We start from the raw sequence: 24,506 nt of genomic DNA on the forward strand, positions 1-24,506 counted from the left end.
TATTGTAAACGCACCGCTACTTATAATCGTCGCGGGCGGGTGTAAAAATGTCTATCAGTTTGCAATCGGTAATGGCAAGGCCACTATGAGGTGCATCCGAAGGGATAACGGCAAACATGCCCGAATCCAATATCTGTGCGGTGCCGTTAACCGTTAGCTGAAACTTACCTTCAATAACAAACGACATTTGCTCGTGCACGTGGCTGTGTGTGCCCAAAGCGCAACCTGCGGCTACCTCAATAAAATTGATGGTATTGCTATCGGTATGTATCAGTTTTGAGAAAAAGCCGGGCGCAATTTCTTTTGTAGTGATCTCTGCAAAATGCCTGAAAATGTTATTGTCCATCAGCCTAAGTTAAGCTTTTTTCTTTTTAAGCGTGATAACCGTTATTTCCGGCCAAATACCCAACCTGCCCGAGAAAGCCAGGAAGCCAAAACCACGGTTAACATACAAATGGCGATTATCTTTCTTAACCAAACCGGCCCAATCCAAATAGCGGTACTGCACAGGGCTCCAGCGGAAACCTGCCGTTTCAACCCCGAATTGTGCGCCGTGGGTGTGGCCTGCAAGCGTTAAATGGATATCGGTTTTATGATAACGCACCTTCTCTTCCCAGTGGGTAGGATCATGAGAGAGGAGCACTTTAAACGCCTTATCATCAACACCCTGTAAGGCTTTATCAAGGTCGCCTTTTTGGATGAAACCTTTGCCCCAGTTCTCTACGCCTATCAGTGAGATCTTTTGCCCGTTCTTTTCAAGCTCCACATTCTCGTTCAGCAACAAGCGGTAGCCCAGTTCGGCATGGTGGCGTTTTAATTTATCAAGATTATCGCGTTTGGCCTGCTCGCTGTCCCATAAAATATAGTCGCCGTAATCGTGGTTCCCTAATACGGAGAACTGCCCGAAACGCGCCTTTATCTGGCCAAAACGGTCAATGTATTGTTCAATTTCCCAGGCAGCGTTATTCACCAGGTCGCCGGTGAAAACAAAAAGGTCTGATTTTTGGGCTTTCGCCAGATCAATACCGCGTTGCATGGCATCTACATTATCAAAACTGCCCGAGTGGATATCTGATAACTGAGTGATGGTAAAACCGTCAAAAGCATCGGGCAGGTCATCGTAATAAATGGTTTGCCTGTGTACTTTATAATCGTACTTACCACGGAACATGGCATAAAAGAACGATGTGAAAGGGAATGCCGCCAGCAATATCGCCAGCTCGCTGATAAACTTTCGTCGCTTAGGGAAGTAGGGTTCGCCCTGTTTATGTTCGCCAACCAGTCCTGCTATAAAACGGCCCAGATCGCCCAGTGAAAGCACAATACAGAATACCAGCTTGGTTACAAAAAAGGTAAGGAACAGGCTCAGCATCCACTCATGGAAAGGTGTCATCCCTTTTGATGAATTGAAACTGTTCAATCCAACCAAAAAAGTTATCGTGATGCCAACGGATACGATCACAAAGCCCCATGGCAGCGCCAACCTTGCAAAGCGCGATTGCCAGTCGAGCGTAAGGGTACGTAATCCATTGAATACATACCAATCCATCAGGAAAGTGATTGCTGATGCTATTAAAAAGAAATTGAATAAACCGCCTCTGTGCATAATTTATTGAGCTAAAGACTGCAAGATATAAAAGGATCAGCAATTGGTGGCAAAACAGCCATTGTTTGACTATTATTTTACAAAAGTCAAACAACTACTGTAAAAATCACTCCTGTTATCCGTTGGCTGAAGCCAACGGCAATGATGTTGTCTAAAAGTTTATAAATAAAAAGCCCTCACGCTAACAGTGTGAGGGCTTTAATATTAGTGATGGCGTCTCATCAACACCGGGCGATGCGCCGGGCGGTGATAATATGACCTTCTTGATACTAATACCGGGCGATGATAACGCGGGCGGTAATGCCTGCGCTCAACCACCACCACACGGCGTGGAGGGCGGTGATAAACAGGTCGTGGCGCTACATATACAGGCTCTTCGTACACCACGGGTGCAGGCGTGCCTATTTGTGCGGATATGGAAACCTGTGCTTTAGCGGTGTTAACACCAAACATAGCTACTACGGCAACGGCAAATATTTTTAAGTACTTCATGATCTATTTTATGTTTAAGGTTAATGTTTGAGTTATTTTAGTGCTTAGTATCCGCGGTAATGATGATCGTCATAACGGTCGTGATACCTGTCGTGGTGGTACCTATCGTATCTGCCGTACCTGCGGGTGCGGTTATCTACTGAACAGCTTGAGAACAATGCGGTACCTAATACCAGTACTGCCATTATTTTTATGATGCTTTTTTTCATGATTGAAAATCTCCTTATTAAGCTTTGTTTATTGCTCTTGTTTAAATATTAAACTGAATAGAAGTATCCAAGTTTAATGCCGCAGAGGGTGTATAACACACTTGTTACAAACGGAGATAATGAAAAAGAAAGAAATAATTAAGCTGATTTGCGAGCGCTAATACGCTGTGCTATAAAGGCATATAGCAGGCAAAACATCCAGAAAACCACCACCAAAATAGCGATGTGTACAGCTACTTTGGGGTAACCATATTTTACGGTATCTAAAAAGAAATAAGGGTAGCGGGCAGTGAATGCACCACGGATAAGGATGTAAACAATGTACACCAAAGGATACAATAACCAACTTAATGTGCTTTTATAGGCGATACCGTTTTTAGGCACTACCATCAACCAGAAGATGATATACAGCAGGGGATCTGCCACATGCAGTAACTCATCCGCAACACGCCCCCAACCTACGGGGTGGAAGATTGCGCGCAATACCGCATTATATACCACGCATACTATGGTTATATAAACTACAATTGCAGAGAGCACCTTAGGCCTGGTAAAAAACCTGTCCGAAAAACCGCCTACCGCAACAGAACCTGTTGCCAAAGCAACCAGCAAATTGCTTTGGATAGTGAAATAGCTAAAATATTCAACCAATGAACCACCGAGCGAACGCCCTTTCTCGAAGTAAGCCGGCAATGAGATGGCCAGCTGTAGCCCAACGGCAGCTAAACAAACAACAGCAATTACTGCGCTGAACGCACGGACACGATTACTTAGTGATGGATGAGCTTTAGCCTGGTTCATAGCCACAATATACTCCTATTGATTGTAACGGCAATTGTTACCATAAATATTTAGTTTAAACTGTACCGTATACAATTACTGATGTATATTTACCAAAACCTGAAAACGATGAGAATCTCTGTACCTAAAATATTGGCCGGTGCTGCCGTATGCGCCGCTATGCTGGCTTTGCCCGCTGTAACTAAAGCACAGGCAGTGTTTAACCACGTAGCCCTTTGCTCAAAAGATCTTAAAAAAAGCAATGAGTTTTATACCTCGGTGCTAAATCTTAAGATCATCTCTAACCCGTTTAAAGATACCGTGCATACCTGGTATAGCATTGCGCCAAACATTGCCATGCACGTTATCCAGAGCGATTGCTCAACCACCAAAGTAATTGCCGATCATATCTGTTTCAGCGTACCGTCGGTACCCAAATTTGTGGAGATGCTGAAAGCCAAAAACATTGCCTACTGTAACTGGAAACAAGTACAGGGGCAGATAGAGCACCGTGTTGACGGCGTATCGCAGGTATACATTCAAGACCCTGATGGTTACTGGATAGAAGTAAATGATGCCAAATAAACCTTTTTCATAAAAAGGCAACTCTTTTCATTATCAATACGTATCTAACTGTATACCAACGCTAAAACTGCAATAGCGGTTTCTTAAATTGTATTTAGTTTAACGGGAGTGTTATACATTAACTAAGATCAGCGTCTGTATGCGTATTGAAACTTCATATCATATCATGAAGGGTTATGTAAATATACCTGCATCTATACCTGTAAAAAACTGTAAGTATTGTGGCGCGCGGCCGGTGGTTGCACTGGTGGATGGCATACGCTATGTAGTTAAATGCCCCAATGATGATAGCCACTACCAAACCAAAGCCGGTGTTATTGATATTGAGGACTGGAATTTCCACAATACATCTTTATTTGATGAGTAACAGGCACTTTACAATTTAGCCTGCTCTGCGCGTTAAACCTTTCAAAATTGCTATGGTCACATAAACAGAAACACACAATCTGTTTACCATGAAAAAAGCAATTGACACCATAATAACCGACCTTAACCACGTATTTGTTAAAGGCGATTCTGATAAAGTTGAACAGGCACGCGTATTTTTACTGATGGCTACCCCTATCATGACGATAATGTACGCATTTGGTCAATTTCCGATATATTAACCGGCGGGCTCGAAATAAAATCTATTTTTGCGGCAATAACTGCAAAATGGAAAGCTTAAAAGGAAAATTCGACAGCATTATATTTGATTTGGATGGTACGCTTTGGGACAGCACCGAGACCATAACCCGCGCCTGGCAAACCGCTATTGACCAGGCCCCTTATATGGCCGGCGAAGTGATGACCCGCGAACGTGTACGCTCTATCACAGGGATGACCTACGATACGATCTTCATGAAGCTGTTTCCTACCCTTGATGAGCAGCAACGTGCCGAAGTACAAAAGCTTTGCTCTGTTGCCGAGCTGGACATCTTGCACAAGCAAGGCGGCGAGTTATATCCAAACCTTGCAGATACGTTGACCTATCTTGGCAAAAACTACAAGTTATACATTGTAAGCAATTGCCAAAGCGGCTATATCGAATTATTCCTTGATCTGCATAGCATGCACCCGCATTTCCTGGCGCACCAGTGCTATGGTACCAAAGGAAACCCAAAGGCCGATAACATCCGCGATATTGTGAACGACCATAACCTGCAGGCACCGGTTTACGTGGGCGATACCATGGGCGATTATGACTCGGCCACCAAAGCAGGCGTGCCGTTCATTTTTGCATCGTACGGATTTGGTAAGGTTGAAAGCGGTATGGTGGCCACTATTAACCACTTTGAGGAATTAAAAGACATCCTGTAAGCCAAACTTTTGCATGCAGGCAGGGTTTATTCTAAAACTTTGCTGTTAAACATGAAAATTTCCAAGTTCCTGCACTCCTGCCTGGTTTTTGAAGATAAGGGTTACAAATTGTTGTTTGACCCGGGCAAATTCACCTTTGCCGAAGGAAGGGTTAAGCCTGATGATTTTACCGATGTACATGCCATCATCATCACCCACATCCACCCCGATCATCTGGATACTGAAAACCTGAAAAAGATTGTAGAACTTAGCAATGCCCCTGTTTACACCAATGACGAGGTAGGCGAAGCCTTGGCTAAAGAAGGTCTCAGCTATCAATCCTTAAAAGAAGGCACTTTTGAATTAGGCCCTTTTAAATTACAAGCTTTTCCGGTACAGCACGAGCCTTTGCTTGACAATCCCATCCCACAGATGACGGGCTTTATCATCAACGATAAAGTACTGCACCCGGTTGATTCAATGGAAACCCGATTGACAGAGTTCCCGGATATTGAAGTGCTGATAATGGTAACCATGGCTCCCTTTGCCAACGAGCTGCGTATAGCAGGCTTTGCAGACCGTGTAAGGCCCAAACAAATACTACCGGTACATGATGGCTACGCAAAAGAATTCTTTCTTAAACAGCGCTATGATAACTATCAGAGACACTTTGCAAAAACAGATATCAAATTCCATCAGATCATTGAGATCGGCGACGGAATAAGTATTTAAGCTTGTCTATTTCCTGATCAGGTATATCTCACTGCGCTGCTTTACAGAATTTTGATCAGATAAAGGCCTCTCAATACTTAAAATTATCTGATTATTATCAACGTTAGTTAGCTGGTAATCAGTATTCAAATCTAAATCTTTGTAAGATAAAATAACTTTATTGGCTTGGCTTGCGTCGTAATTGAATTGATGGACTTCCGGAGTGCCAGATGCGTTGATGTATATCTGACCGGTTTTATCTTTATTAAAAAGTATATAGCCATTTTCATTGGCACCGTAGGTGAGTGTAAGATCTGACGTAACTTTACCATCAGCGTCAAACACCCTGTCGACAGTTTTTTGGATGTACCATTTGCCTACAATTTTAGCGGCAGGGCTATTGTCTTCTTTTTTACAAGCCGATAGGGCAACAAATAAAAATAGTAATAAGGTATAGGTCTGTTTCATCCTACAAAATTAGGATGCGCAGATTACCTTATTGTTAAATAGTTTGTTCTTCCCTGTCAAAATTCTCCATTACCAGTACTGCCGCGCCTATCAGCTCGGCATCAAAACCTAATGATGAGATCAGCAACTCCGTACCCGATGACAGCCTTGGGATACAGTATTTATGCAGCGCCTGTTGTATAGGAGCCATCAATATTTTGCCTACTTTGGCACCGCGACCGCTCAAAACGATGTTAGCCGGGTTCATGATATGGATAAGGATAGCCAAAGCCTTGCCTATTTTGTAACCCGCCTCGGTAAGCAATTCTATGGCGAATTGGTCGCCCTGGTTGGCAGCTTCCATCAGGGCATCGCCCATTAATTTCGATTCGCCGTTATGCAGTTGCAGGCTGGTAACACGGCCCTTCTTAATACCTTCTTCGGCTTTTTGTGCCACAACCAGCATTGATGCTTCGGCCTCTAAACAGCCGCGTTTACCGCATACGCAAAGTTCACCATCGTCAGACAGCGGTATGTGGCTCAATTCGCCCGCAAAACCATTATACCCGCGGAAGATCTTTCCATCAATGATCATCCCCAGGCCTATACCCCAGCCCAGGTTTATCACCATTACTTCCTGCTGTGAGCGGGCTATGCCAAACTTCTGTTCGGCAAGGGCTATCAAACTCGAGTCGTTATCAATATAGGTGGTGATACCTGTAGAGCGTTCAATGTACTTGCTCAGGCTTTCGCCACCCGCATCAAGGTAGGTATAGTTGATACCTTCAATGGCGTTAATAAAGCCCGGCATGCCGATGCCGATACCGGCAATTTTATCTTTAGGTACACCTGTTTGGGCGATATAATTATTCAAATGAGCTATGAGTTGCGGCAACGCATTGTCATTATTGTGCAGCTTCAGCTCAACAGTTATCATATCTGATACCGGGCTGTTATTTAGATCAAGCATCTGGATACGTGCCGATAGCTGATCCATAGCCACAGCAAGTATAAACATGGCCTTTGCATTAATGGCGTACATCAACGGGCGTCGGCCGCCGCTTGATGGCGCATAGCCTTGCTCAACCACAAAACCTTCTTTTATCAGTTCGTTAATAGCCTTGGCTATTGAGGGGATACTTTTATCAAAAAGCACACTTAAACCCGCGCACGACATCGCCTTATCAAAATACAACCTTTTGATGATCATATTCTTTAACCAGCTGCTTTTTACACCGGTGCTCTTAATTTCCATGTGGTTATATAGGCTTACTTTAAATAGTTTCGGGCAAAACTACTCTTTAAATGTAGCATTTTTTAACTACACAGCAAAAAGTGCAAAAACTTTTTAAAATTTTACATTAAAGATAAAAGCCACTGCATAACAGTGGCTTTATTTATTTAGAGTATTTTATACTTAGGCTACCAACTCAGGTATAGCAGGCCAGTCAACAGGTACATCAGTTAAAGCGTACACGTAGTTGGTTATCACTTTATCTCCAACGGCAATGGCAACATCTATCAGGTTTGCTTTGGTATAACCTGCGGCATAGAAGGCTTCAATAGTGGCTTCATTGGCATGGCCTTTACTTTCGGTGATGCTTTTGGCAACTTTTACGAGCGCATCCAGTTTGGTATCAAATGAAGCTGAACCTCCACGGATCTCTAATATCTGATCATCGGTAAAGCCGTTTAATTTACTGATGGCAGTGTGGGCACTTAAACAGTATAAACAATCGTTAACCTGGCTCACTATCAGGTTTACGGCTTCGCGTTCTTTGGCGCGTAATGAGTTTTTGCCGCTTGATAGGGCAAGGTAGTTACCCAATGCATGGTCTGATGTGGCAAACACGGCATAAAGGTTTGGCACATGGCCTATGGCTTTGGTAAGGTTATCAAATATTGCCTGGTTTTCTGCGGTTACGGTTTCGCGGGTTGGTACTGTGAACTTTTCCATTTTGTGTAGGTTGATTTTTTTAATTGCTTTCAACACTACAAAGGTGCATCGCCAAACGCCCCTACCCAATAGACAGATTTCCCGCCGACTTGTAATTATTTCCCTTCGGGAACCAAAACCTTATTATTTCTGAAGCCGGTAGGCGAAACGCCTGTATGTTTTTTAAACAGATTGCTAAAGTAGGCCGTATCCTCAAAACCCAGTTCGTAGGTAATTTCTTTGGCCGATTTTTCGGTATAATTGAGTAGTCGCTTCGCTTCCATCATTATCCTCTCCTGTATCACCGCCAGCGGCGATTTATGATTATACAGCGCAAAAAGGTTTGAGAGCGTTTTAGGAGATTTGTTCAGCGCATCGGCATAAAACGATACCGTATGCTGGTTGCGGTAATTATTCTCAACCAGTAAATTAAACTTACGGATGATGTTAAAGCGATCATCAGACTGGGCAACACCCGCCGCATGCTGGGCTTTCGCCAACCTGGTGATGATAATAATAAGGCGTTTCAGGAGCATCTGCAACATATCTGCCTGGATATTATCGCGGGTATTAAACTCTTCAATAAAGATCTCTGAGAGCAGTTGCAGTTTCTTTTGCGAAGCCTCGTCCAGCTCAATGATAACCTGCTTATCTGACCCATAAAAGATGAAACCTACACAGCTTACTTCTTCATCATGGTCAACAATGCAATAAAACTCGCGGTTAAACTGCCAGGCCACAATATCGGCAGGGCGCTGAAACCTAAACGACTGGTTTACCATTAACGGCACAATGCTTTGCTGTGGCATATTGTAAGGCACTTCATCAATGGTGATAGTTTGGGCAGGGCCTTTATTCCAGGCAATGGTGAGGTAGCGGTGCTCGCGGTCGCGGGTGTAAAACAACCTATCGAACTGCGGCTCATCCATCCACATGGATATCACGCCTTCGCTTTTGCTATCGTTGAGGGTTAGTTTCATGGCTCAGTGCAGCAAATATACAAGATTGCACTATTCGCCTAAACCCATGCGCATCTGCAGCAGATAAGACGTAAACCCAAACTTTTCGTAGGCTTTTATGGCCGATGCATTTTCGCTGTAAACTTCCAGCCTTAACTCGGTTATGTTGCGGGATAATGCAAATTGTTTCAGGGCATCAATAACCAAACGGTTAAGGCCTTTACCCCGATGCTGCGGCACCACGTACATAAAACCGAGGTAAGCTTCTTCTGCGTGCTTTAAATAGGGTTTGGATGCATCGATACGTGCATAACCGCTGGCAATAAGTTCACCGTTCAGTTCGGCCACCACCAAATAAGCATCCGGCGAAGTTAGCAACCAATCGAGGTCGTAATATTGCTGTTCGCCGGCTTTCATCTCCGGGGTAAAGGGGCGCTCTGCTTCTACCACGCCTTGCTCAAACCTCAGCAGGATTGGCTTATCATCCAAAGTAGCCTTGCGGATGACGGGCGTATTACTATCAGCATAGGCTGAAGGTATCCATTCGGTGCGGATCATAGGCGATATTACCTTATTTATATCTTACAGCAGGCTTTTACAAATGTATTATTTGAGCTATAATAAGTTCTTAATGCTTTACAGTAGAAAATTCAACTTACTTAATGATATAATCATATGTAAACTTTACATCGTAATGGCTACCGTCAAAATCCCTGTAATTTGTAGTTCCTGAAATCGGAAAGCCATCAGCATTGTATTGATAAGTAGTGTGCTCATAAACTTCTTGCCCTACAACAGCTTTCTCAATAATATTATTAGTGTAACCAGCTTTAGGGGCGAGAGAACCCAAAAAGAAGAAAATGTTGTACCCCTTCATCATGCTAAAAGCGCCCTTTTTGTCATCATAAGTTATTTTATCTTCGGTGCTACTATGATTTTTTTCGTCAACGCTTTTTGTGAGTATAATATTCCAGGCGTTATCATATTTGTACGAATAATAATAAGACGCGTCTTCATCAAAAAAAGCTTTCGTGATCTTGTTGCCTGTTAACTCAAAAGTTTGTTTTGAAACACTATGCGTATCTTGATAGTCATAATACTTTGTCAAAAGTATTTTATTTGAGGAGTAACTGTAAACCCACTTGCAAGTAGATGCAGATTTTGATAACTCATACAACTTAACTTCTTTCAGGCGATCTTCGGCATCATAAGTAAAACTATATTCAAAGTTGTCTAACGACCACGTTTTTATCAAGCCTTTGCTATCGTATTCAAATGATTCATCAACATGGCCATCTACTGTTATGCTTTTTAGAAGGTAAGTTTTTTGAGCAGGCTCAGCTGGAGTACTATCTTTTTTACAAGCGTTTAAACATAGCGCTATCCATAGCAACATTAATAAGCGGGTAATTTTGATCATAATAAGGTTTATTAACATCAAATTTAATAAATATTCTAATTCTTATAAACTTTTTCGTCTCTACGCACAAAACAAAATCCTATTTACGCGTTATTGCATAAATCCCTATTATTGGGGCCAATTATATGCGTATACTTTCCGTTATTCTCCTATTTGTTCTTTGTTCGTTTAAACCGGTTACCGAGCCTGATATTGATGCATCTGCCGATGCAAACCGTATCTGCGGCAAATGGGAATCGAGCGAAAAGAACCTTGTTGTTGAAGTGTATCCTTATAAAGGCACGTATAGGGCAAAAATGATACACTTTACCGGTGGTGTTACCAAAGATAAACCCATGGAAAGCATTACCGATAAAAAGAACCCCGACCCTACCTTGCGCAACCGTAAGGTATTGGGAATGGATGTGGTAGAAAATTTAAAATTCAATCCCAAATCAAACTCATGGGAAGGCGGCCGCATTTACGAAGTACAAAGCGGTAAATACTGGAGCGCTGCAGCATCTTTAGATGGCAGCGGCACACTTAAGGTTAAAGGTTACTGGAAAGTAAAACTACTTGGCCGCACTATGGTGTTTCACCGTATTTAACATTGGCTTAATTTGGCATTTGTATTGCCTTAGTATCAACTACTAAAGACAATACCATGACAAAACGCTTCCTCTCCATTTTTTGCATCATAATGTTGTACAGCAGTACCAATTACAGTACACCTAACCATGCTTCGGTTGATGAGATGGTTTGTGGCAGATGGCAATTGATTGATGATGCCCTTACCGTGCAGGTTTACCGCGAAGGCGGTGAGTTTAAAGCAAAGATCATCGCATTTGACGACCATGATGATACCAAGCCCATGGATTACTGGACAGATGACCTTAACCCCGACCCAGCCCTGCGCAGCCGTAAAATATTAGGCATGAACGTGGTAGAAAAGCTTACCTACAACCCAAGCACCAATACATGGGAAGATGGTATTATTTACGATGCTAAACATGGCCGCCACTGGAATTCATCTGCTTACCTCACCAAAGACGGCTTACTAAAAGTGAAAGGATACTGGCACGTTAAGTTTATAGGCAAGACACTGACTTTCAAAAGAATATAGTCAAAAAATCAGGAAAATATTTCTGTTAATTTATTTGGATTGTAACATTGCTGTTGCATATATTTATGTCACACCAATGTCATCCGAGTAGATTATGTTTAGAGCATTACAAATTTCCCTGATCACCCTTTTATTTACAGCGTTTACATGCGCTGCGGGTTCTGTTCGTAGTGATGAAGTAATATGCGGCAGATGGATGTCGGTAGACAAAGATCTGGTGATACAGGTGTCAAAAGATAATACCGAGTACCATGCCAAGATACTTTGGTTTGATGACCGCGACGACAGCAAAGAACTTGACGATCATCTTGACAGGCTAAACCCCGACCCGGCCCTGCGCAGCCGTAAAATTGTTGGGATGAACGTTTTGGAGAAACTGGAATACTCGCCCAATACCAACACCTGGGAGAATGGTGTTATCTATGATGCCCAGCATGGCCGCCTCTGGAACTCATGCGCCTACATTACCGATAAAGGCGAGTTAAAAGTAAAAGGCTACTGGCACTTTAAATTTATAGGCAAAACACTCACGTTTAAACGTATATAACAAAAGCGGCGCTCCTTAAAAAGAAGCGCCGCTTTTTATTTATCAATCAATTAAAACTTATTGTTTTAAGAACTCGCCGCTTGCAACTAATTCAACTTCGTCGCTTAGCATTGGTGAGCCGTATTTGCTGCCAAAACCAAAGTCAGAACGTTTGATAGTACCGGTGATTTTGAAACCAGCATCAGGAGTTTTGGTCATTGGGTTGGTGATAGTACCACGGTAAGCTGCATCTAAAGTTACCACTTTAGTAACACCGTGTAAAGTTAAGTTACCTGTTACTTTGTATTTGTTGGTACCTGCAGCTTTAACTGAAGTACTTACGAAAGATAGTGTAGGGTATTTCTCTACATCAAAGAAATCAGCGCCTTTTAGGTGGCCATCGCGTTTCTCGTTCTCAGTATCAACAGATGCAGTTTTAGCAGAGAAAGTGTATTTAGCATCGCTAAAATCTGGTTTTGCAGCTACGATAGATGCATCAAAATCTTTAAAAGTACCATCAACGTCAGACACTGCTAAGTGGGTGATGGTGAATTTTACGTGTGAGTGTGCTTTATCAACAGTCCAGGTGCTTTGTGCTGATGCTGCAGTTGCAAATAATGCAAGGGTAAGTAGGGTGAAGATCTTTTTCATTTTTGGGTTATTTATTTTAGTTTAATTTTCAATTGTGATGCAAATGTAGAAAAGGTTTTTACAAAAGATGTTTAAACATCTTTTTTTGAGATGTGTATGACAATTCACTTTTTCATAAAGAAATCATCCACCTTCTTGTTGAACTCGGCAGCATGTTCTATAAGCGTTCCATGGCCCGAATTTTTCACTATCCAAAGCTTTGACCCTTTGATGTTTTGTGCCATGTAACGGGTGTGGCTGTCGCTTATTACATCATGGTCGCCCGCTATGATAAAGGCGGGGCATTTTATTTTATGCAGATCAGCAGCAGTTAGGTTGGGTTGCTCCCAATCCAGCATAAACATCTTCCACTGGTTCTTTTCTTTAGCCGTTTTCCAAATCCTGTTCTTGTTCTCTTCGTAATATTTTTTGCCGCCGTCCCAACCTTTTGGGTCTGCGTATGAGCCGGCATCCGGCGTTACGTTAGCACCGGTAGCGGCAAAGGCAATTACTTTCTCAGGGTGGTATATGGCCATCATAATGGCGTCAATGCCGCCATCGCTCCAACCCAATACGTAAGCTTTAGGAATATGCAACTGTGCAAGCAAGACCGAAAAATCATCAGCCATTTGCTCAAAAGTGATCTTGGGGTTGGGGTCTACCGATTTTCCCTGCGAGCGGCTATCCACCAATATCACGCGGTACTTTTGGGCAAAGTAAGGCACGTTCTCGCTAAAAGCGCTCATATCGCCGCCATTACCGTGTATCATTAGTAGCGGCTCACCCTTGCCATACTCCTCTACGTACAGCTTAATGCCATTTACCTGGTAGTACTTACCCACAGCAGTATTTTTGCCGTAGGGTATTTTTTGGCCGTAGCCCAGTACCGATAATAATTGCGGAATAATTGCCATTAGGAGCAGTTGTTTAAGGCGCATGATAATTTTTGAGCAAGATAAGGATTTAAGAAACGCGCACAATAAAAGTGTTCACGCTCACTTGAAACGGCGATGCGTTTTCATTTTATTTTCACGCTTCGCGGGTATTTTAGCCCTTTCTGAAACATCAACCTAAATGAATCGCTTCCTTATCACATCCGCTTTTGTACTGCTCGTTTCTTTTGCCGCCAACGCCCAAAACAGCTTTTTGGCAAACATAAAAGCCATAAGCCCCGCGGCATCTTTTACCGATTCTAAATACGCCTCATTTGGTTTTGAGTTAGGTTACAGTCGCGAGTTTGCCCATGGCCGCGCCGGAATTGATATTGCCCCTTTTGCAGATTTCCTGAACTATAAGCATGACCTGCCCGATCTGCGCCAGTTTGACGGCACAACTTTTTATGCCGGTCTCGGCATAAGCCCGCGGTACTGTTTTAACCCCGAGCAGGAGTTGAAATTTTCTGCAGTAGTTACTGTAAAAGGTGGCTACAATTATGGATGGGGAATAGTAACGCAAACTTATATAGGCGCCGATGATAAACAGATAGAGAACCAAACTGTTAACGCAGGCTTCGCCCTAAACTTAGCCCCGGCTGTTGAGATGAGTTTCCCGGGCAGCAAAACCAACGTTTCGTTAAGATTGGGTTACGATAGCTCAAACTTTGGCAAAGGGCTTAACCGTTTAAGGTCGCAATACTATGCGCCCATAAATTATTCTTCGGGCGGTATTTTCCTGGGTGTGGTTTTAAGATTGGGCCGAAGGGATTATTAGTCGATTTGACCATCCACAAGAGTTAGTAGAAACTCTTTATTTACATTACGTTCATAACTAAAACCACCGTACGCCATAGCATAGCCGGCTAATGGCATTAACCACACAAATAGCACCGCAAAACTTGGATCTGGTTGTGTAAACAAGCTAATTGTAGTCGCTATGGCGCCAGAGGCAGCCCCGCAGATCCACAAACTCATAAAAACAATTATAAGGCCCTGTATCTCCATTTCAACCTTAATGGTACTACCGCTACCCATGGGTTTAATAACGCCGCGTATTTGGGGCAGAAAAGGATTACGGTATTGTATACGCCTTTTAACATCAAAAAAGCCGTCTACAATGTATCCACTGAAATAGGTATCATCAACGTTTGCTTTTCTTAAAAAATTATATTTCTCGTAAGAGATATTCTTATCCAGCAAATCGCGCACTTCCTGTTCTGGTTTGCTGGTATAAATAGTAAAGCTGTCTCGCGGCAGGATCTTCATCTTATGAAAGTAAAGAATTTTACCCGATCTTCTCCCATTTGCCACTATCCAAACTACGGTAAATAGCATCAATCACTTTCATATCCTTCTCACCCTCTTCGCCGGGCACGCGGCTTTGTTTGTTGAGGCGTACACAGGTAGCAAAATCATCCATCTGTGCGGCCTGCTGGTTAATGTTGGGAAGATCCATCTGCTTGCCGTTCACATGGCCATCAATGCCGTCGTAACCGTAGGCCGGTTCTACATCAAACTTGCCTTTCTCAGCAGTTACACGCAGAAAACCCAGGTTATCGTTATAGCTTGATTTGCCGGTCACCTTTTGCCCGCCGGGGAACTTCAGTTCCCAAAAAACAGTTTCATCCACTTCTTTAAACAGGTCGGGGTTGTTTTTTTCCTGGGTGGCTTTTACAGCAATTGGTTCCTGCCCCAGCGTATAACGAGCCGCCTGTATGGCGTAGATGCCCATATCCATCAGCCCGCCGCCACCTGCAAGGGCTTTCTTTAAGCGCCAGGCGTTAGGGTTGCCGCCGTACACAAAGCCGTTACCTGTTTCAATAATGGTAACCTTGCCTAAAACCTGTTTTTGCCCAAGGCGCATGGCTTCCTGGTTATGCGGTTCAAAATGCAGGCGATAACCTATGGATAGTAAACGGTTTGCTTGCCTGCAAGCTGCTATCATCGCGCGGCAGTCGGCAGCGTTAAGCGCCATCGGCTTTTCGCATATTACATGCTTACCGGCTTTGGCAGCGCGGATAGTAAATTCTTTATGCATTGATACCGGCAGCACCACGTAAACAATATCAATATCAGGATTATTGGCTATCTCATCAAACGTTTGGTAGTTGTAGATATTCTTTTGCGGGATGTTGTATTTCTTAGCCCATTCAACAGCCTTTGCGGGGGTGCCGGTAACAATACCTGCCAGGTAGCAATTAGCGGTTTTCTGTAAAGCGGGCGCTAACAAACCACCGGCATAGCCGCCCAAACCAACTAAGGCAATACCCAGCTTTTTATCGGGCGCAGCACAGGCAGCAGATAACACCGCCGGACTAACCGCCAGCACACCTGCCATTAATGAACCTTTACGTATAAAATCTCTGCGCGATGTTTTAGTTTCCGGTTTCATGGCCTGTGTGTTTTTTAGTTATCAATCAAACCCTTCGCGGTATTTCCTTACCGCGTTAACTATAGAGCGGGCTATGGCATTCTGCCCTTCGTTTGAGTTAAGGTATTTCTCGTCGCTCGGGTTATTAATAAACCCGGTCTCGATAAGCAGGCCCGGCATGCCGCTTTGCTGCAGCACCAGCACCCCTTGCTCTTTAACCCCAAGGCTACGCCGCCCGTTGTTCTCTTTAAACTCGGTATTTAGCAGGCTGCCAAAATGAACGCTCTGCTTACGGAAACGCTGCTGATAGGCGCTCATAATAATGGCGTTTACTGCAGCATCCTCACTGTAACCGTTATATTTCTTTTTGTAATCTTTCTCAATAAAAATAGAGGCATTCTCGCGCATAGCTTCCATTTGCTCCTGCTTGCGATGAAAACCATAAACCAGTAACAACACGCCCCGGTGCGTACCTACTTTTTGCGGCGACGAGTTACAATGTATTGATATAAACAGATTTGCCTTATTATCGTTTGCGATATCTGCACGTTTATGCAACTCAACAAACTTATCGGTACTGCGCGTCATGATCACATCTACCGATGGCATGGCCTCATTTAGCATAGCCTTCAGCTTTTTGCCTATCTCTAATGCAACGGTTTTCTCTTTTGAATAAGTACCATGCGAACCGGGGTCTTTACCGCCATGCCCGGGGTCGATAACAATGGTTTTGAATTTGAACCCCGCCTTCAATTCTTCGGCAGCCTTTTTGCTTTTGGTTTGTGCAGATACTACCTGGTTATTAATTATTAAAAATGCAATAAAAGTGATAGTTGTTGTTAAGTGCCTGTTTAACATGCCGCAAAGGTATACGGATTAAACTAAAACGCACGGTGATTTGTGAAATTGATAATAGTAGATATGCGCATTAGTTAAATTCTTTTTAAACAGTTGCAACCTAAAGTTAAAAGCTTCCGTAATAATTGAAACTAAACAACCTGTCACTATAAATTGAATTTGGAGCGGATAATTTATATGAGCGAACTATTTACAACACCGACAGCAATTTTTTTCTACTTTTTAGTGGTAGGTTCAACACTGGTATACTTTATTCTTGTTTTTGATAAAAAGAACAGGGAGAAGTTAAGTAAAGTACTTGTGCAGGCTAAAGATACGCAACCAATGATGATGAAAAAATCGGCGGAGCATAAAATGCGTGCCCTTAAAGCAGCCGTTAACGATCGCCGTTATGACCACAGTGCTGTTGAACAGCAACTTGATGCCCTGGTGGCCGATTACGATAGGGGCCTTATCTCATTACCGGATTACTGCAACCGCCTTAACCGTTTGATTGCCATGACGGCGTAGGTGACTCACCGCCTGCCCCCTCTCTGCTTCGCAAAGAGGGGAGTTATAAAAACACACATTTCCTTTGCTCACCCTCTTTGCGAAGCAGAGAGGGTCGACGCGCGTAGCGCCGTCGGGGTGAGTAAAACTCTACACTGTTTCTGATTACAAGCACGATTGGCTAATTTTACCGCCAATGAGCAATCAAGAACAAGCCACCCACCTCAGCATAGTAACCACTGCCGACGGCTCAAAAACCATTTATAATGCGTTAGTAGGCGAAAACTATCACTCCAAGCACGGGGCGTTACAGGAGAGCAAACACGTTTTTCTAAAGTCGGGCTTGCAGCATTTCCTGGAGTTAAATCCATGTGATAGCGTTTCGGTTTTAGAGGTTGGTTTTGGCACCGGTTTAAACTTTTTACTCACTGCCGATTATTGTAAAGAGCAAAATATCCAACTCCAATATACCGGCATCGAGGCCTATCCCCTATCCTCAGAAATGATCGCCGATACCGGTTATGAAGGCTTTACGAGTGCTGCTACCTGGCAAAATTTCATCAGCAATTATCCATTAGCATTAAGCAAAAACGTTGATATGGACAGCAATACGCGGTTTGAAATAGGCGTTACGCAGCTGCTGAGTTTCCAGTCAGACCAGTTATTTGATGTCATCTATTTTGATGCCTTTGCCGCCATCCACCAACCCGAAATGTGGGACGATACCGCCATTGCCCACACCTTAAAATTCCTGAAACCGGGTGGCGTGTTTGTAACCTACGCCATTACAGGTAATTTAAAACGAAGTATAAAGGCTTTAGGGCTTAAAGTGGAAAAGGCGCCCGGGGCACCCGGCAAACGCGAAATGCTCCGCGCTGTCGCGAGTTCGCAGTAGGCAGTTTTCAGTCGGCAGGCTTTTGTAAGCTGTTCAGTAGTCTGTACGCACCGCGCAGTTTGCAGTACACGTTTTTACTCATCAACTCCCTAATGGTTAATACCTTGTAATTTTTATTTGTCACATTTTTATTACCAACGCCCACCTGCAAACTGCCAACTAATAGCTGCAAACTGGTATTCATTGCAAATCAAATACTGCCAACTGCGCACTGCAAACTGCCAACTGAATAAGTACCTTTGTTATAAACACAAAAAATACTATGGCTTTAACAGCACCTGTTGCATCAAATAACCCAAGCGGCGCATTTGAGCGCCTGCTCACCATAATGGACGACCTGCGCATGAACTGCCCATGGGATAAGAAACAAACCCTCGAGAGCCTGCGCCACCTCACTATCGAAGAAACCTACGAACTATCTGACGCCATTTTGAGCGGTGATATGACCGAGATAAAAAAAGAATTGGGTGATATTATGTTGCACCTGGTTTTCTATTCGCACATAGCATCAGAAACTAATGATTTTAACGTTACCGATGTACTCAACAGTATCTGTGATAAACTCATCAATCGCCACCCGCACATATACAGCGATACCCATGTTAATGACGAGGCCGATGTTAAACGCAATTGGGAACAGATAAAACTGAAAGAGGGCAATAAATCTGTTTTGGGCGGAGTGCCTGCATCATTACCTGCGCTGGTTAAAGCATCGCGCATACAGGAGAAAGCGCGCGGCGTTGGGTTTGATTGGGAGAACAAGGACCAGGTTTGGGCCAAGGTTGAGGAAGAGTTGCAGGAATTTAAAGAGGAGTTTAACATAGCTGACGAAACAGCCATCGATAAAGAGAAAGCCGAAGGCGAATTTGGCGACTTATTATTCTCGCTCATCAACTACGCCCGTTTTATTGACATCAACCCCGAAGATGCTTTAGAAAAGACCAATCGTAAGTTTATCAAACGTTTTCAGTACCTTGAACAAAAGGCAAAAGAGCACGGTAAAAACCTGCACGACATGAGTTTAACCGAGATGGATGTATTTTGGGAAGAAGCAAAAAAAGTTTAAACATTTATTTAAAAGTTGTAGCGTTTTAAAAACCCGCCACGTAATCTAATTTGTAATTCAATTCATATATGAAACGATTAAGATATTTGATCCCGGTTTTATTGGGTGCAGCACTAACATCGGGGTGTTTAAAAACTACTGAGGCCCCGCCGGTTTTGGATCCCGATGGCACATTTGCCGGTGAGTTTAGGCTAATCAGCAAAAAATCAAATAAAACTACTATTGATACAGTAAAAGCTAACATAAAGCTTTCGCTTTCACAAGCAACAGCCAGGTATTCTGTAACCGGCGATACCGCTGTTATACACGCCGGCAGCAAAGGGCGTTGGGGCACAACCAGCCAGGCCATTGGTTTTGCCGATAGTACCTTATCTGCTGCCAATGCCGCTAAAAATGCGCCTATAGTAAACGGCAAAGCGCATTTGCATGGCACTTACCTATATGTTTATAACGGCAGCATTTTGCAAATGAAAACTGTAATTGGCGATTCGGTTGCCTTTGAATACGACCTTAAAAAAGTAAATTAAAAAACCATATCAGGTTTTTAAGCGCACATATATAACTGCGGTTGCAATAAATATTTCGGGGTGGTTGTAACGTTTTGGGTTAAGGGGCGTATTGTATATTGTCAATTAAGCAGTGTTACCATTAGATGCATCTACTTCATCGCATTACTGAGGAAGAAATCGTCAGTAAATGTAAATCGGGCAGTATTAAACACCAGGAATTGTTGTATAAGCAGTTCTATGGGTATGCCATGGGTGTAAGTATGCGTTACAGTCTTAATGAAGATGATGCGCTTGAAGTTGTGAACGATGCTTTTATAAAGATATTTAACAATATAAAAACCTATAATACCGATAAGCCTTTTAGAGCGTGGTTGCGTACCATAGTGGTTAATACAGCAATTGACAGGAGGCGTAAGGAACTTAAACACCAGGCCAATACTGATATTGACGAAGCTTATGATGTTGGCAGTAACGCCAGCGCAATTGAAAATTTAAATGCACAGGATATTTTAAAGCTGATGAAGCAGTTGCCGCAAATACAGCTTACAATTTTTAATATGTACGAAATAGATGGTTATAACCATGATGAGATAGGCCAGATACTAAACCTGCCGGCCAGCTCATCAAGGGTTTACCTGAGCCGGGCAAAAGAAAAGCTCAGACATCTGATAACAATCGAATCACGAAACCATGGATGAGCAGTTTGACAACAGGCTAAACAACCGCATCAGGGAAGTATTCGATAATTATGAATACCCACCTGTTGAACATGGCTGGGCCGAATTAAGAAAAAAATTCCCTGCCGAAGAAAAGCACAACAAAGTTGCCTGGCTTTGGTGGAGCAGTGCTGCTGCCATTATTTTGGTGGTGTTGGGCATTGGCCTATGGCGTAACGGTTTTGATGATACTCAAAATACGATAGCTCTTAAACCAGCAATAAAACAACCGGTTAAGGATTCTGTGATCAGCAATACGGTTGTACAGCAGCAACCTGTTGTTGCCAAAACTAATCCGTCAGATGTTAAACAATCTTATGTAAGCCCTTATGTGCAATCATTAGGGGTAACACCGCGCGTTAACTATCCGGCTAACAACACCGTAGTAACCATACCCGTTACCCAACAACCGGCTAAGGTGGTAGTACCTGAAAATAGCACAGCCATTGCGCAAGCAAAAAATACTCCTGCTACAGCCGTGCTTACAACACCTGCTGATAGTGTACAAACATTACCATCAGCAGTTCAACAACCGCAACTGGCGCAAGCTACCAAACCTGCTGACGATAACCTCAATGCTACCGCTGTACAACCTCAGCAAAATACGATGGCTGCAACTGCTACGCCTAAGCCCAAGCAAAACAGCATCATGGATATGTTTGAGCAGGAAAAGCGTAACCAATCGGCACAAAAGAATACAGCTAACAAGCAGGGCGATAAAAAGGTAACATTTGCTGTGTACGCAACAACTTACTTTAACTACTCTGAAGGGAGCAGCAACCAGATGAATGCCGGTGCAGGTTTTTCTTCGGATTTTAAGCTGAGCAAAAAGTTGAAACTATCAACCGGTGTGGCACTGGCGCAAAACTCACTTAACTATGGTTCTGCTGCAACAGCACCGCAAGCCGCCTTTGCGGCAGCGGCTAAGGCACCTGTATTAAAAGATGCGGCTTTGTTTGCCATGTCTGCAGCAGTGCCGGTGTTCAGAAATTACAATGTAAGTATGCTGGGTATTGATGTACCGGTAAACTTAAAATATGAGTTCAATCCCGATAAAACAGATGCATTTATATCAGCAGGTTTAAGTTCGGGTACTTTCTTTGATGAGAACTATACTTACAAGTACACCTACAGTAACGGCGCCGTGGCCAACAACACCGGCGCGGCCGAAGACCATAACGAGACCACGCACAGCAGCAACAATTTTTACTTTGGTAAAATGCTTAACCTGTCGTTTGGTATCGGCTATCCGGTAGGCACCAACAGGCTGATAGTTGAGCCGTTTGTAAAATATCCGCTTGGTGGTTTGGGTGCGCAGGATATCCGTTTCGGATCTGGAGGCGTAAACCTTAAATTCAGTTTTAAAGGCGGTAAAAGATAAAAGTAGTTTCTATCAATAAAATATTGCAAAGCCCGTTTTCGGGCTTTTTTTATTTAAACCTAATAGCCCTAACCGGTGTAATGCGTGTAACCAGCATTGATGGAATAATAAGCACCAGCAGGCAAACTACCAGCGTACCGGCGTTAAGCATCAAAACATCCATCAACCTGAACTCTATAGGAACAAAAGTCATGTAATATGACCCTTGATCGAGCTTAAAGAAATGCGTATTGGCCTGGAAAAAACCCAAGCCTAAACCAAGTGCATTTCCCAATATTAACCCAAGGCCAATTAGCCAGGCCGCATTATATAAAAACACTTTTTGGATGAGCCAGTTGCCTGCACCCATTGCCTTAAACATACCTATCATAGACGTACGTTCCAGTATCATGATCAGTAAGGCCGATATCATATTGATCACAGCTACCACTATCATTAGTACCAGCATCACCGCTATATTCACATCAAGCATGTTAAGCCACTCAAATATGGTGGGGTAATTCTCAAGTACAGTGTACGATTTAAGCGTTATAGGGATGCGGCTGTCAATTGCATCGGCAGCGGTGGCAATATCATTAAAATCATTAACGCGCACTTCGTAGCCGCCTATTTGGCCTTCGTTCCAATCGTTTAGGCGGCGCACCAGGTTAAGGTCGCCTATTACAAAGGTTTTATCAACCTCTTCAACCCCAATATCAAACACACCAACTATTTTTAGTTTGCGCTTACGCACGGGTTCCTGCACAAAATAGATCCACAGGTCGTCTCCGGCTTTTAGCTTAAGGCGGTTAGCCGTAGTTTGCGATATCATGATCTGTTTCATAGCCTCGGCCGAGTCAGCAAAGTTCATCACCTTACCGGCAACAAGATTTTTCTTCAGAAAATCCCAATTATAAGTGCTGTCTACACCTTTTAGTATTATACCCTCTATCTCGTTATTGGCCTTAATAATGGCGGGCTTTGTAGCATAAGGGTGTACATCATGCACCAGGTTTACCGAACGGATCCCTTTTACGTAAACGGCACTATCTATAAAGGCCGATCGCTCGTATGAAACGTTGTTATCCGTCTTCACAACTTGCATATCTCCGGCAAAGCCTCTAACTTTTTCGCGTATCTCTTGTTTAAACCCTCGGATGATGGCAATAGAAAGTATCATTACACCAAGGCCCAGCATAATACCGATGATGGCAATACGCACAATGAGCTTTGAGAAAGTGCGTTTGCTTTTAAATGTTATGCGGCTTGATATAAACGAGGCGAAATTCAATGTAGAATGTTTTTGTACCTTCGCAAAGATGCGTTTTTACACGTAACATACTGCCATAATTTTTGCTTTAAAAAACACTTATGAAAGGCATAAAAATATACACACTTCTATTAACCGCCGGCATGCTTGCCAGTAGCTGCGATAATTTTGCACAGGTAAAAAAGAACAAAACTGATAGCGGCACTAAAAAAGCGGTAAGCGTTAAGCAGGTTACTAACCCTATATTGCCCGCTGCCGAGCGCACGGATCTCTATCTGCCTTATCTTAAAGGCCGTAAGGTGGGGATGCTTATAAACCAGACATCCATCATCGGCCCAAATAAAAAACCATTGGTTGATAGCCTGCTGAAACTGGGCGTTGATGTGAAAAAGATCTACGGCCCCGAGCACGGTTTTAGGGGCGATGCCAGCGATGGCGCAACGGTGAACAGCACTAAAGACCCGGTTACCGGTTTGCCTGCTATATCTTTATACGGAAAGCATTTTAAACCCACCAAAGAAGACCTTAGCGGTATCGACCTGATGATTTTTGACGTGCAGGATGTAGGCACACGTTTTTACACCTACATCTCTACCCTGCATTACGTAATGGAAGCTTGCGCCGAAAACAACATCGAACTGATGGTTTTAGACAGGCCCAACCCCAACGGTGTTTATGTTGATGGCCCTGTGCTGGACACAGCAGGCTTCCGCTCGTTTGTGGGAATGCACCCAATCCCCATCCTGCATGGTATGACCATTGCAGAGTATGCCCAAATGATCAACGGCGAAGGATGGTTAAAAAACAAAGTAAAATGCAAGCTTAAACTGGTAAAGGTGGGCAACTATAACCGCAATATGGATTATACTTTGCCGGTTAACCCCTCACCAAATTTGAATACGCAGCAGTCGATATTGCTGTACCCGCACATCTGCTTTTTTGAGGGCAGTAAGCTGAGTTTGGGTCGCGGCACCTTGTTCCCTTTCCAGGTTATAGGCAGCCCTAAACTGAAGGATAAATATGAGTTTTCGTTTAAACCGGTGAGCATCCCCGGCATGAGCGATAATCCACCATTAAAAGATACCGTTTGCTACGGCCTCGACCTGAAAAATTACAATATGCAAACCATCCGCAGCAGCGGAAAACTTAATTTGGCATGGTTAATTGAAGTGTACAAAATTTACCCGGACAAAGAGCACTTTTTTACCGCCTATTTTAACAGGCTGGCCGGTAATGCCGAACTGCGCAAGCAGATAACGGCAGGTAAAACCGAGGCCGAGATTCGCCGGAGCTGGGAGCCTGGCCTTGCAAAGTTTAAGGCTACCCGCAGTAAATATTTGTTATACAATTAACGCA

The 24,506-nt window shown here is 43.4% G+C and carries 33 protein-coding genes; 16 read left to right on the forward strand and 17 right to left on the reverse strand.

Going from position 1 to position 24,506, the window contains the following annotated elements; all coding sequences use genetic code 11:
- Positions 1-16: 16 nt before the first annotated feature.
- The 5 genes from D0C36_RS06005 to D0C36_RS06020 form a co-directional block, all read right to left on the reverse strand.
- Complete coding sequence (locus tag D0C36_RS06005; RefSeq protein ID WP_117390636.1) at positions 17-346, reverse strand: cupin domain-containing protein; 330 nt, start codon at positions 344-346, stop codon at positions 17-19.
- Positions 347-355: 9 nt separating this feature from the next.
- Positions 356-1,606, reverse strand: coding sequence for a metallophosphoesterase (locus D0C36_RS06010; RefSeq protein ID WP_117390637.1), 1,251 nt, complete (start codon positions 1,604-1,606; stop codon positions 356-358).
- A gap of 204 nt (positions 1,607-1,810) precedes the next feature.
- Entirely contained in the window at positions 1,811-2,098 is a 288-nt protein-coding gene (locus D0C36_RS06015; protein WP_117390638.1) for a hypothetical protein, read from the reverse strand.
- Between the two features lie 44 nt (positions 2,099-2,142).
- Positions 2,143-2,307 carry a hypothetical protein gene (locus tag D0C36_RS24490; RefSeq protein WP_158557082.1) on the reverse strand — a complete coding sequence of 55 codons (165 nt, stop codon included), beginning with the start codon at positions 2,305-2,307 and terminating at the stop codon, positions 2,143-2,145.
- Positions 2,308-2,445: 138 nt separating this feature from the next.
- A complete protein-coding gene (locus D0C36_RS06020; protein WP_117390639.1) occupies positions 2,446-3,108 on the reverse strand; it encodes a Pr6Pr family membrane protein in 663 nt (220 codons plus the stop codon).
- A 108-nt stretch (positions 3,109-3,216) separates the two neighbouring features.
- On the opposite strand from D0C36_RS06020, the gene D0C36_RS06025 reads away from it, so the two are divergent.
- The 5 genes from D0C36_RS06025 to D0C36_RS06040 all read left to right on the forward strand — a co-directional run bounded on the left by D0C36_RS06025 (position 3,217) and on the right by D0C36_RS06040 (position 5,682).
- Complete coding sequence (locus tag D0C36_RS06025) at positions 3,217-3,672, forward strand: VOC family protein (protein ID WP_158557083.1); 456 nt, start codon at positions 3,217-3,219, stop codon at positions 3,670-3,672.
- A gap of 166 nt (positions 3,673-3,838) precedes the next feature.
- Positions 3,839-4,039 carry a hypothetical protein gene (locus D0C36_RS06030; RefSeq protein ID WP_158557084.1) on the forward strand — a complete coding sequence of 67 codons (201 nt, stop codon included), beginning with the start codon at positions 3,839-3,841 and terminating at the stop codon, positions 4,037-4,039.
- A gap of 88 nt (positions 4,040-4,127) precedes the next feature.
- Positions 4,128-4,280, forward strand: a complete 153-nt coding sequence (locus D0C36_RS24495) for a hypothetical protein (RefSeq protein WP_158557085.1) — start codon at positions 4,128-4,130, stop codon at positions 4,278-4,280.
- A 46-nt stretch (positions 4,281-4,326) separates the two neighbouring features.
- Positions 4,327-4,971: an HAD family hydrolase gene (locus tag D0C36_RS06035; RefSeq protein WP_117390642.1), complete on the forward strand. Its 645-nt coding sequence runs from the start codon at positions 4,327-4,329 to the stop codon at positions 4,969-4,971.
- Positions 4,972-5,022: 51 nt separating this feature from the next.
- Positions 5,023-5,682 carry an MBL fold metallo-hydrolase gene (locus D0C36_RS06040; protein ID WP_117390643.1) on the forward strand — a complete coding sequence of 220 codons (660 nt, stop codon included), beginning with the start codon at positions 5,023-5,025 and terminating at the stop codon, positions 5,680-5,682.
- Between the two features lie 6 nt (positions 5,683-5,688).
- Here D0C36_RS06040 and D0C36_RS06045 read toward each other — a convergent pair whose 3' ends face one another.
- From D0C36_RS06045 to D0C36_RS06070, 6 genes are all read right to left on the reverse strand, one after another.
- Positions 5,689-6,129, reverse strand: a complete 441-nt coding sequence (locus D0C36_RS06045) for a hypothetical protein (RefSeq protein WP_117390644.1) — start codon at positions 6,127-6,129, stop codon at positions 5,689-5,691.
- Between the two features lie 34 nt (positions 6,130-6,163).
- Positions 6,164-7,363 carry an ROK family protein gene (locus D0C36_RS06050; RefSeq protein ID WP_117390645.1) on the reverse strand — a complete coding sequence of 400 codons (1,200 nt, stop codon included), beginning with the start codon at positions 7,361-7,363 and terminating at the stop codon, positions 6,164-6,166.
- A 162-nt stretch (positions 7,364-7,525) separates the two neighbouring features.
- Entirely contained in the window at positions 7,526-8,065 is a 540-nt protein-coding gene (locus D0C36_RS06055) for a carboxymuconolactone decarboxylase family protein (RefSeq protein WP_117391386.1), read from the reverse strand.
- Between the two features lie 95 nt (positions 8,066-8,160).
- Entirely contained in the window at positions 8,161-9,024 is an 864-nt protein-coding gene (locus tag D0C36_RS06060) for a helix-turn-helix domain-containing protein (RefSeq protein WP_117390646.1), read from the reverse strand.
- A 30-nt stretch (positions 9,025-9,054) separates the two neighbouring features.
- The gene (locus D0C36_RS06065; RefSeq protein WP_117390647.1) at positions 9,055-9,561 is read right to left on the reverse strand and encodes a GNAT family N-acetyltransferase; all 507 of its coding nucleotides are present in this window, start codon (positions 9,559-9,561) and stop codon (positions 9,055-9,057) included.
- Positions 9,562-9,658: 97 nt separating this feature from the next.
- Positions 9,659-10,423, reverse strand: a complete 765-nt coding sequence (locus D0C36_RS06070) for a class I SAM-dependent methyltransferase (RefSeq protein ID WP_147321939.1) — start codon at positions 10,421-10,423, stop codon at positions 9,659-9,661.
- Between the two features lie 125 nt (positions 10,424-10,548).
- Between D0C36_RS06070 and D0C36_RS06075 the strand changes: the two genes are divergently transcribed.
- The 3 genes from D0C36_RS06075 to D0C36_RS06085 all read left to right on the forward strand — a co-directional run bounded on the left by D0C36_RS06075 (position 10,549) and on the right by D0C36_RS06085 (position 12,072).
- Positions 10,549-11,010 carry a DUF2147 domain-containing protein gene (locus D0C36_RS06075; protein ID WP_117390649.1) on the forward strand — a complete coding sequence of 154 codons (462 nt, stop codon included), beginning with the start codon at positions 10,549-10,551 and terminating at the stop codon, positions 11,008-11,010.
- Between the two features lie 56 nt (positions 11,011-11,066).
- The gene (locus D0C36_RS06080) at positions 11,067-11,525 is read left to right on the forward strand and encodes a DUF2147 domain-containing protein (RefSeq protein WP_117390650.1); all 459 of its coding nucleotides are present in this window, start codon (positions 11,067-11,069) and stop codon (positions 11,523-11,525) included.
- 94 nt (positions 11,526-11,619) lie between these two features.
- A complete protein-coding gene (locus tag D0C36_RS06085; RefSeq protein WP_117390651.1) occupies positions 11,620-12,072 on the forward strand; it encodes a DUF2147 domain-containing protein in 453 nt (150 codons plus the stop codon).
- Between the two features lie 57 nt (positions 12,073-12,129).
- Here the strand turns inward: D0C36_RS06085 and D0C36_RS06090 are convergent, their stop codons facing one another.
- Together D0C36_RS06090 and D0C36_RS06095 are read right to left on the reverse strand one after the other, a co-directional pair.
- Positions 12,130-12,702 (reverse strand): YceI family protein, encoded by a 573-nt coding sequence (locus tag D0C36_RS06090; protein ID WP_117390652.1) that lies wholly within the window; start codon positions 12,700-12,702, stop codon positions 12,130-12,132.
- Between the two features lie 104 nt (positions 12,703-12,806).
- Positions 12,807-13,595, reverse strand: coding sequence for an alpha/beta fold hydrolase (locus tag D0C36_RS06095; RefSeq protein WP_117391387.1), 789 nt, complete (start codon positions 13,593-13,595; stop codon positions 12,807-12,809).
- Between the two features lie 160 nt (positions 13,596-13,755).
- Between D0C36_RS06095 and D0C36_RS06100 the strand changes: the two genes are divergently transcribed.
- Entirely contained in the window at positions 13,756-14,391 is a 636-nt protein-coding gene (locus D0C36_RS06100; protein WP_117390653.1) for a hypothetical protein, read from the forward strand.
- Here the strand turns inward: D0C36_RS06100 and D0C36_RS06105 are convergent.
- From D0C36_RS06105 to D0C36_RS06115, 3 genes are read right to left on the reverse strand one after another with little or no spacing between them, the layout of a single operon-like run.
- A complete protein-coding gene (locus D0C36_RS06105; protein ID WP_117390654.1) occupies positions 14,388-14,882 on the reverse strand; it encodes a hypothetical protein in 495 nt (164 codons plus the stop codon). The genes D0C36_RS06100 and D0C36_RS06105 overlap by 4 nt on opposite strands.
- A 19-nt stretch (positions 14,883-14,901) precedes the next feature.
- Positions 14,902-16,008, reverse strand: coding sequence for a Gfo/Idh/MocA family protein (locus D0C36_RS06110; protein WP_117390655.1), 1,107 nt, complete (start codon positions 16,006-16,008; stop codon positions 14,902-14,904).
- A gap of 21 nt (positions 16,009-16,029) precedes the next feature.
- Positions 16,030-16,845 (reverse strand): N-acetylmuramoyl-L-alanine amidase family protein, encoded by an 816-nt coding sequence (locus D0C36_RS06115; protein ID WP_117390656.1) that lies wholly within the window; start codon positions 16,843-16,845, stop codon positions 16,030-16,032.
- 177 nt (positions 16,846-17,022) lie between these two features.
- Between D0C36_RS06115 and D0C36_RS06120 the strand changes: the two genes are divergently transcribed.
- The 6 genes from D0C36_RS06120 to D0C36_RS06145 all read left to right on the forward strand — a co-directional run bounded on the left by D0C36_RS06120 (position 17,023) and on the right by D0C36_RS06145 (position 21,901).
- Positions 17,023-17,355, forward strand: coding sequence for a hypothetical protein (locus tag D0C36_RS06120; RefSeq protein ID WP_117390657.1), 333 nt, complete (start codon positions 17,023-17,025; stop codon positions 17,353-17,355).
- Positions 17,356-17,530: 175 nt separating this feature from the next.
- The gene (gene mnmD / locus D0C36_RS06125) at positions 17,531-18,229 is read left to right on the forward strand and encodes a tRNA (5-methylaminomethyl-2-thiouridine)(34)-methyltransferase MnmD (RefSeq protein ID WP_117390658.1); all 699 of its coding nucleotides are present in this window, start codon (positions 17,531-17,533) and stop codon (positions 18,227-18,229) included.
- Positions 18,230-18,491: 262 nt separating this feature from the next.
- Positions 18,492-19,295, forward strand: a complete 804-nt coding sequence (gene mazG, locus D0C36_RS06130; RefSeq protein ID WP_117390659.1) for a nucleoside triphosphate pyrophosphohydrolase — start codon at positions 18,492-18,494, stop codon at positions 19,293-19,295.
- A 68-nt stretch (positions 19,296-19,363) separates the two neighbouring features.
- On the forward strand, positions 19,364-19,822 hold the full coding sequence (locus D0C36_RS06135) for a hypothetical protein (protein ID WP_117390660.1): 459 nt from the start codon (positions 19,364-19,366) through the stop codon (positions 19,820-19,822).
- A 125-nt stretch (positions 19,823-19,947) separates the two neighbouring features.
- On the forward strand, positions 19,948-20,502 hold the full coding sequence (locus D0C36_RS06140) for an RNA polymerase sigma factor (protein WP_117390661.1): 555 nt from the start codon (positions 19,948-19,950) through the stop codon (positions 20,500-20,502).
- Entirely contained in the window at positions 20,495-21,901 is a 1,407-nt protein-coding gene (locus D0C36_RS06145) for an outer membrane beta-barrel protein (protein WP_117390662.1), read from the forward strand. The genes D0C36_RS06140 and D0C36_RS06145 overlap by 8 nt, the downstream gene beginning before the upstream one ends.
- 49 nt (positions 21,902-21,950) lie before the next feature.
- On the opposite strand, the gene D0C36_RS06150 is transcribed toward D0C36_RS06145, so the two are convergent.
- Positions 21,951-23,171, reverse strand: coding sequence for an ABC transporter permease (locus tag D0C36_RS06150; protein WP_117390663.1), 1,221 nt, complete (start codon positions 23,169-23,171; stop codon positions 21,951-21,953).
- An 80-nt stretch (positions 23,172-23,251) separates the two neighbouring features.
- On the opposite strand from D0C36_RS06150, the gene D0C36_RS06155 reads away from it, so the two are divergent.
- Positions 23,252-24,502: an exo-beta-N-acetylmuramidase NamZ family protein gene (locus tag D0C36_RS06155; protein ID WP_117390664.1), complete on the forward strand. Its 1,251-nt coding sequence runs from the start codon at positions 23,252-23,254 to the stop codon at positions 24,500-24,502.
- The last annotated feature ends 4 nt before the right edge of the window (positions 24,503-24,506 follow it).

The sequence above is a fragment of the Mucilaginibacter conchicola genome (genome assembly GCF_003432115.1).
Classification (GTDB): Bacteria; Bacteroidota; Bacteroidia; order Sphingobacteriales; family Sphingobacteriaceae; genus Mucilaginibacter; species Mucilaginibacter conchicola.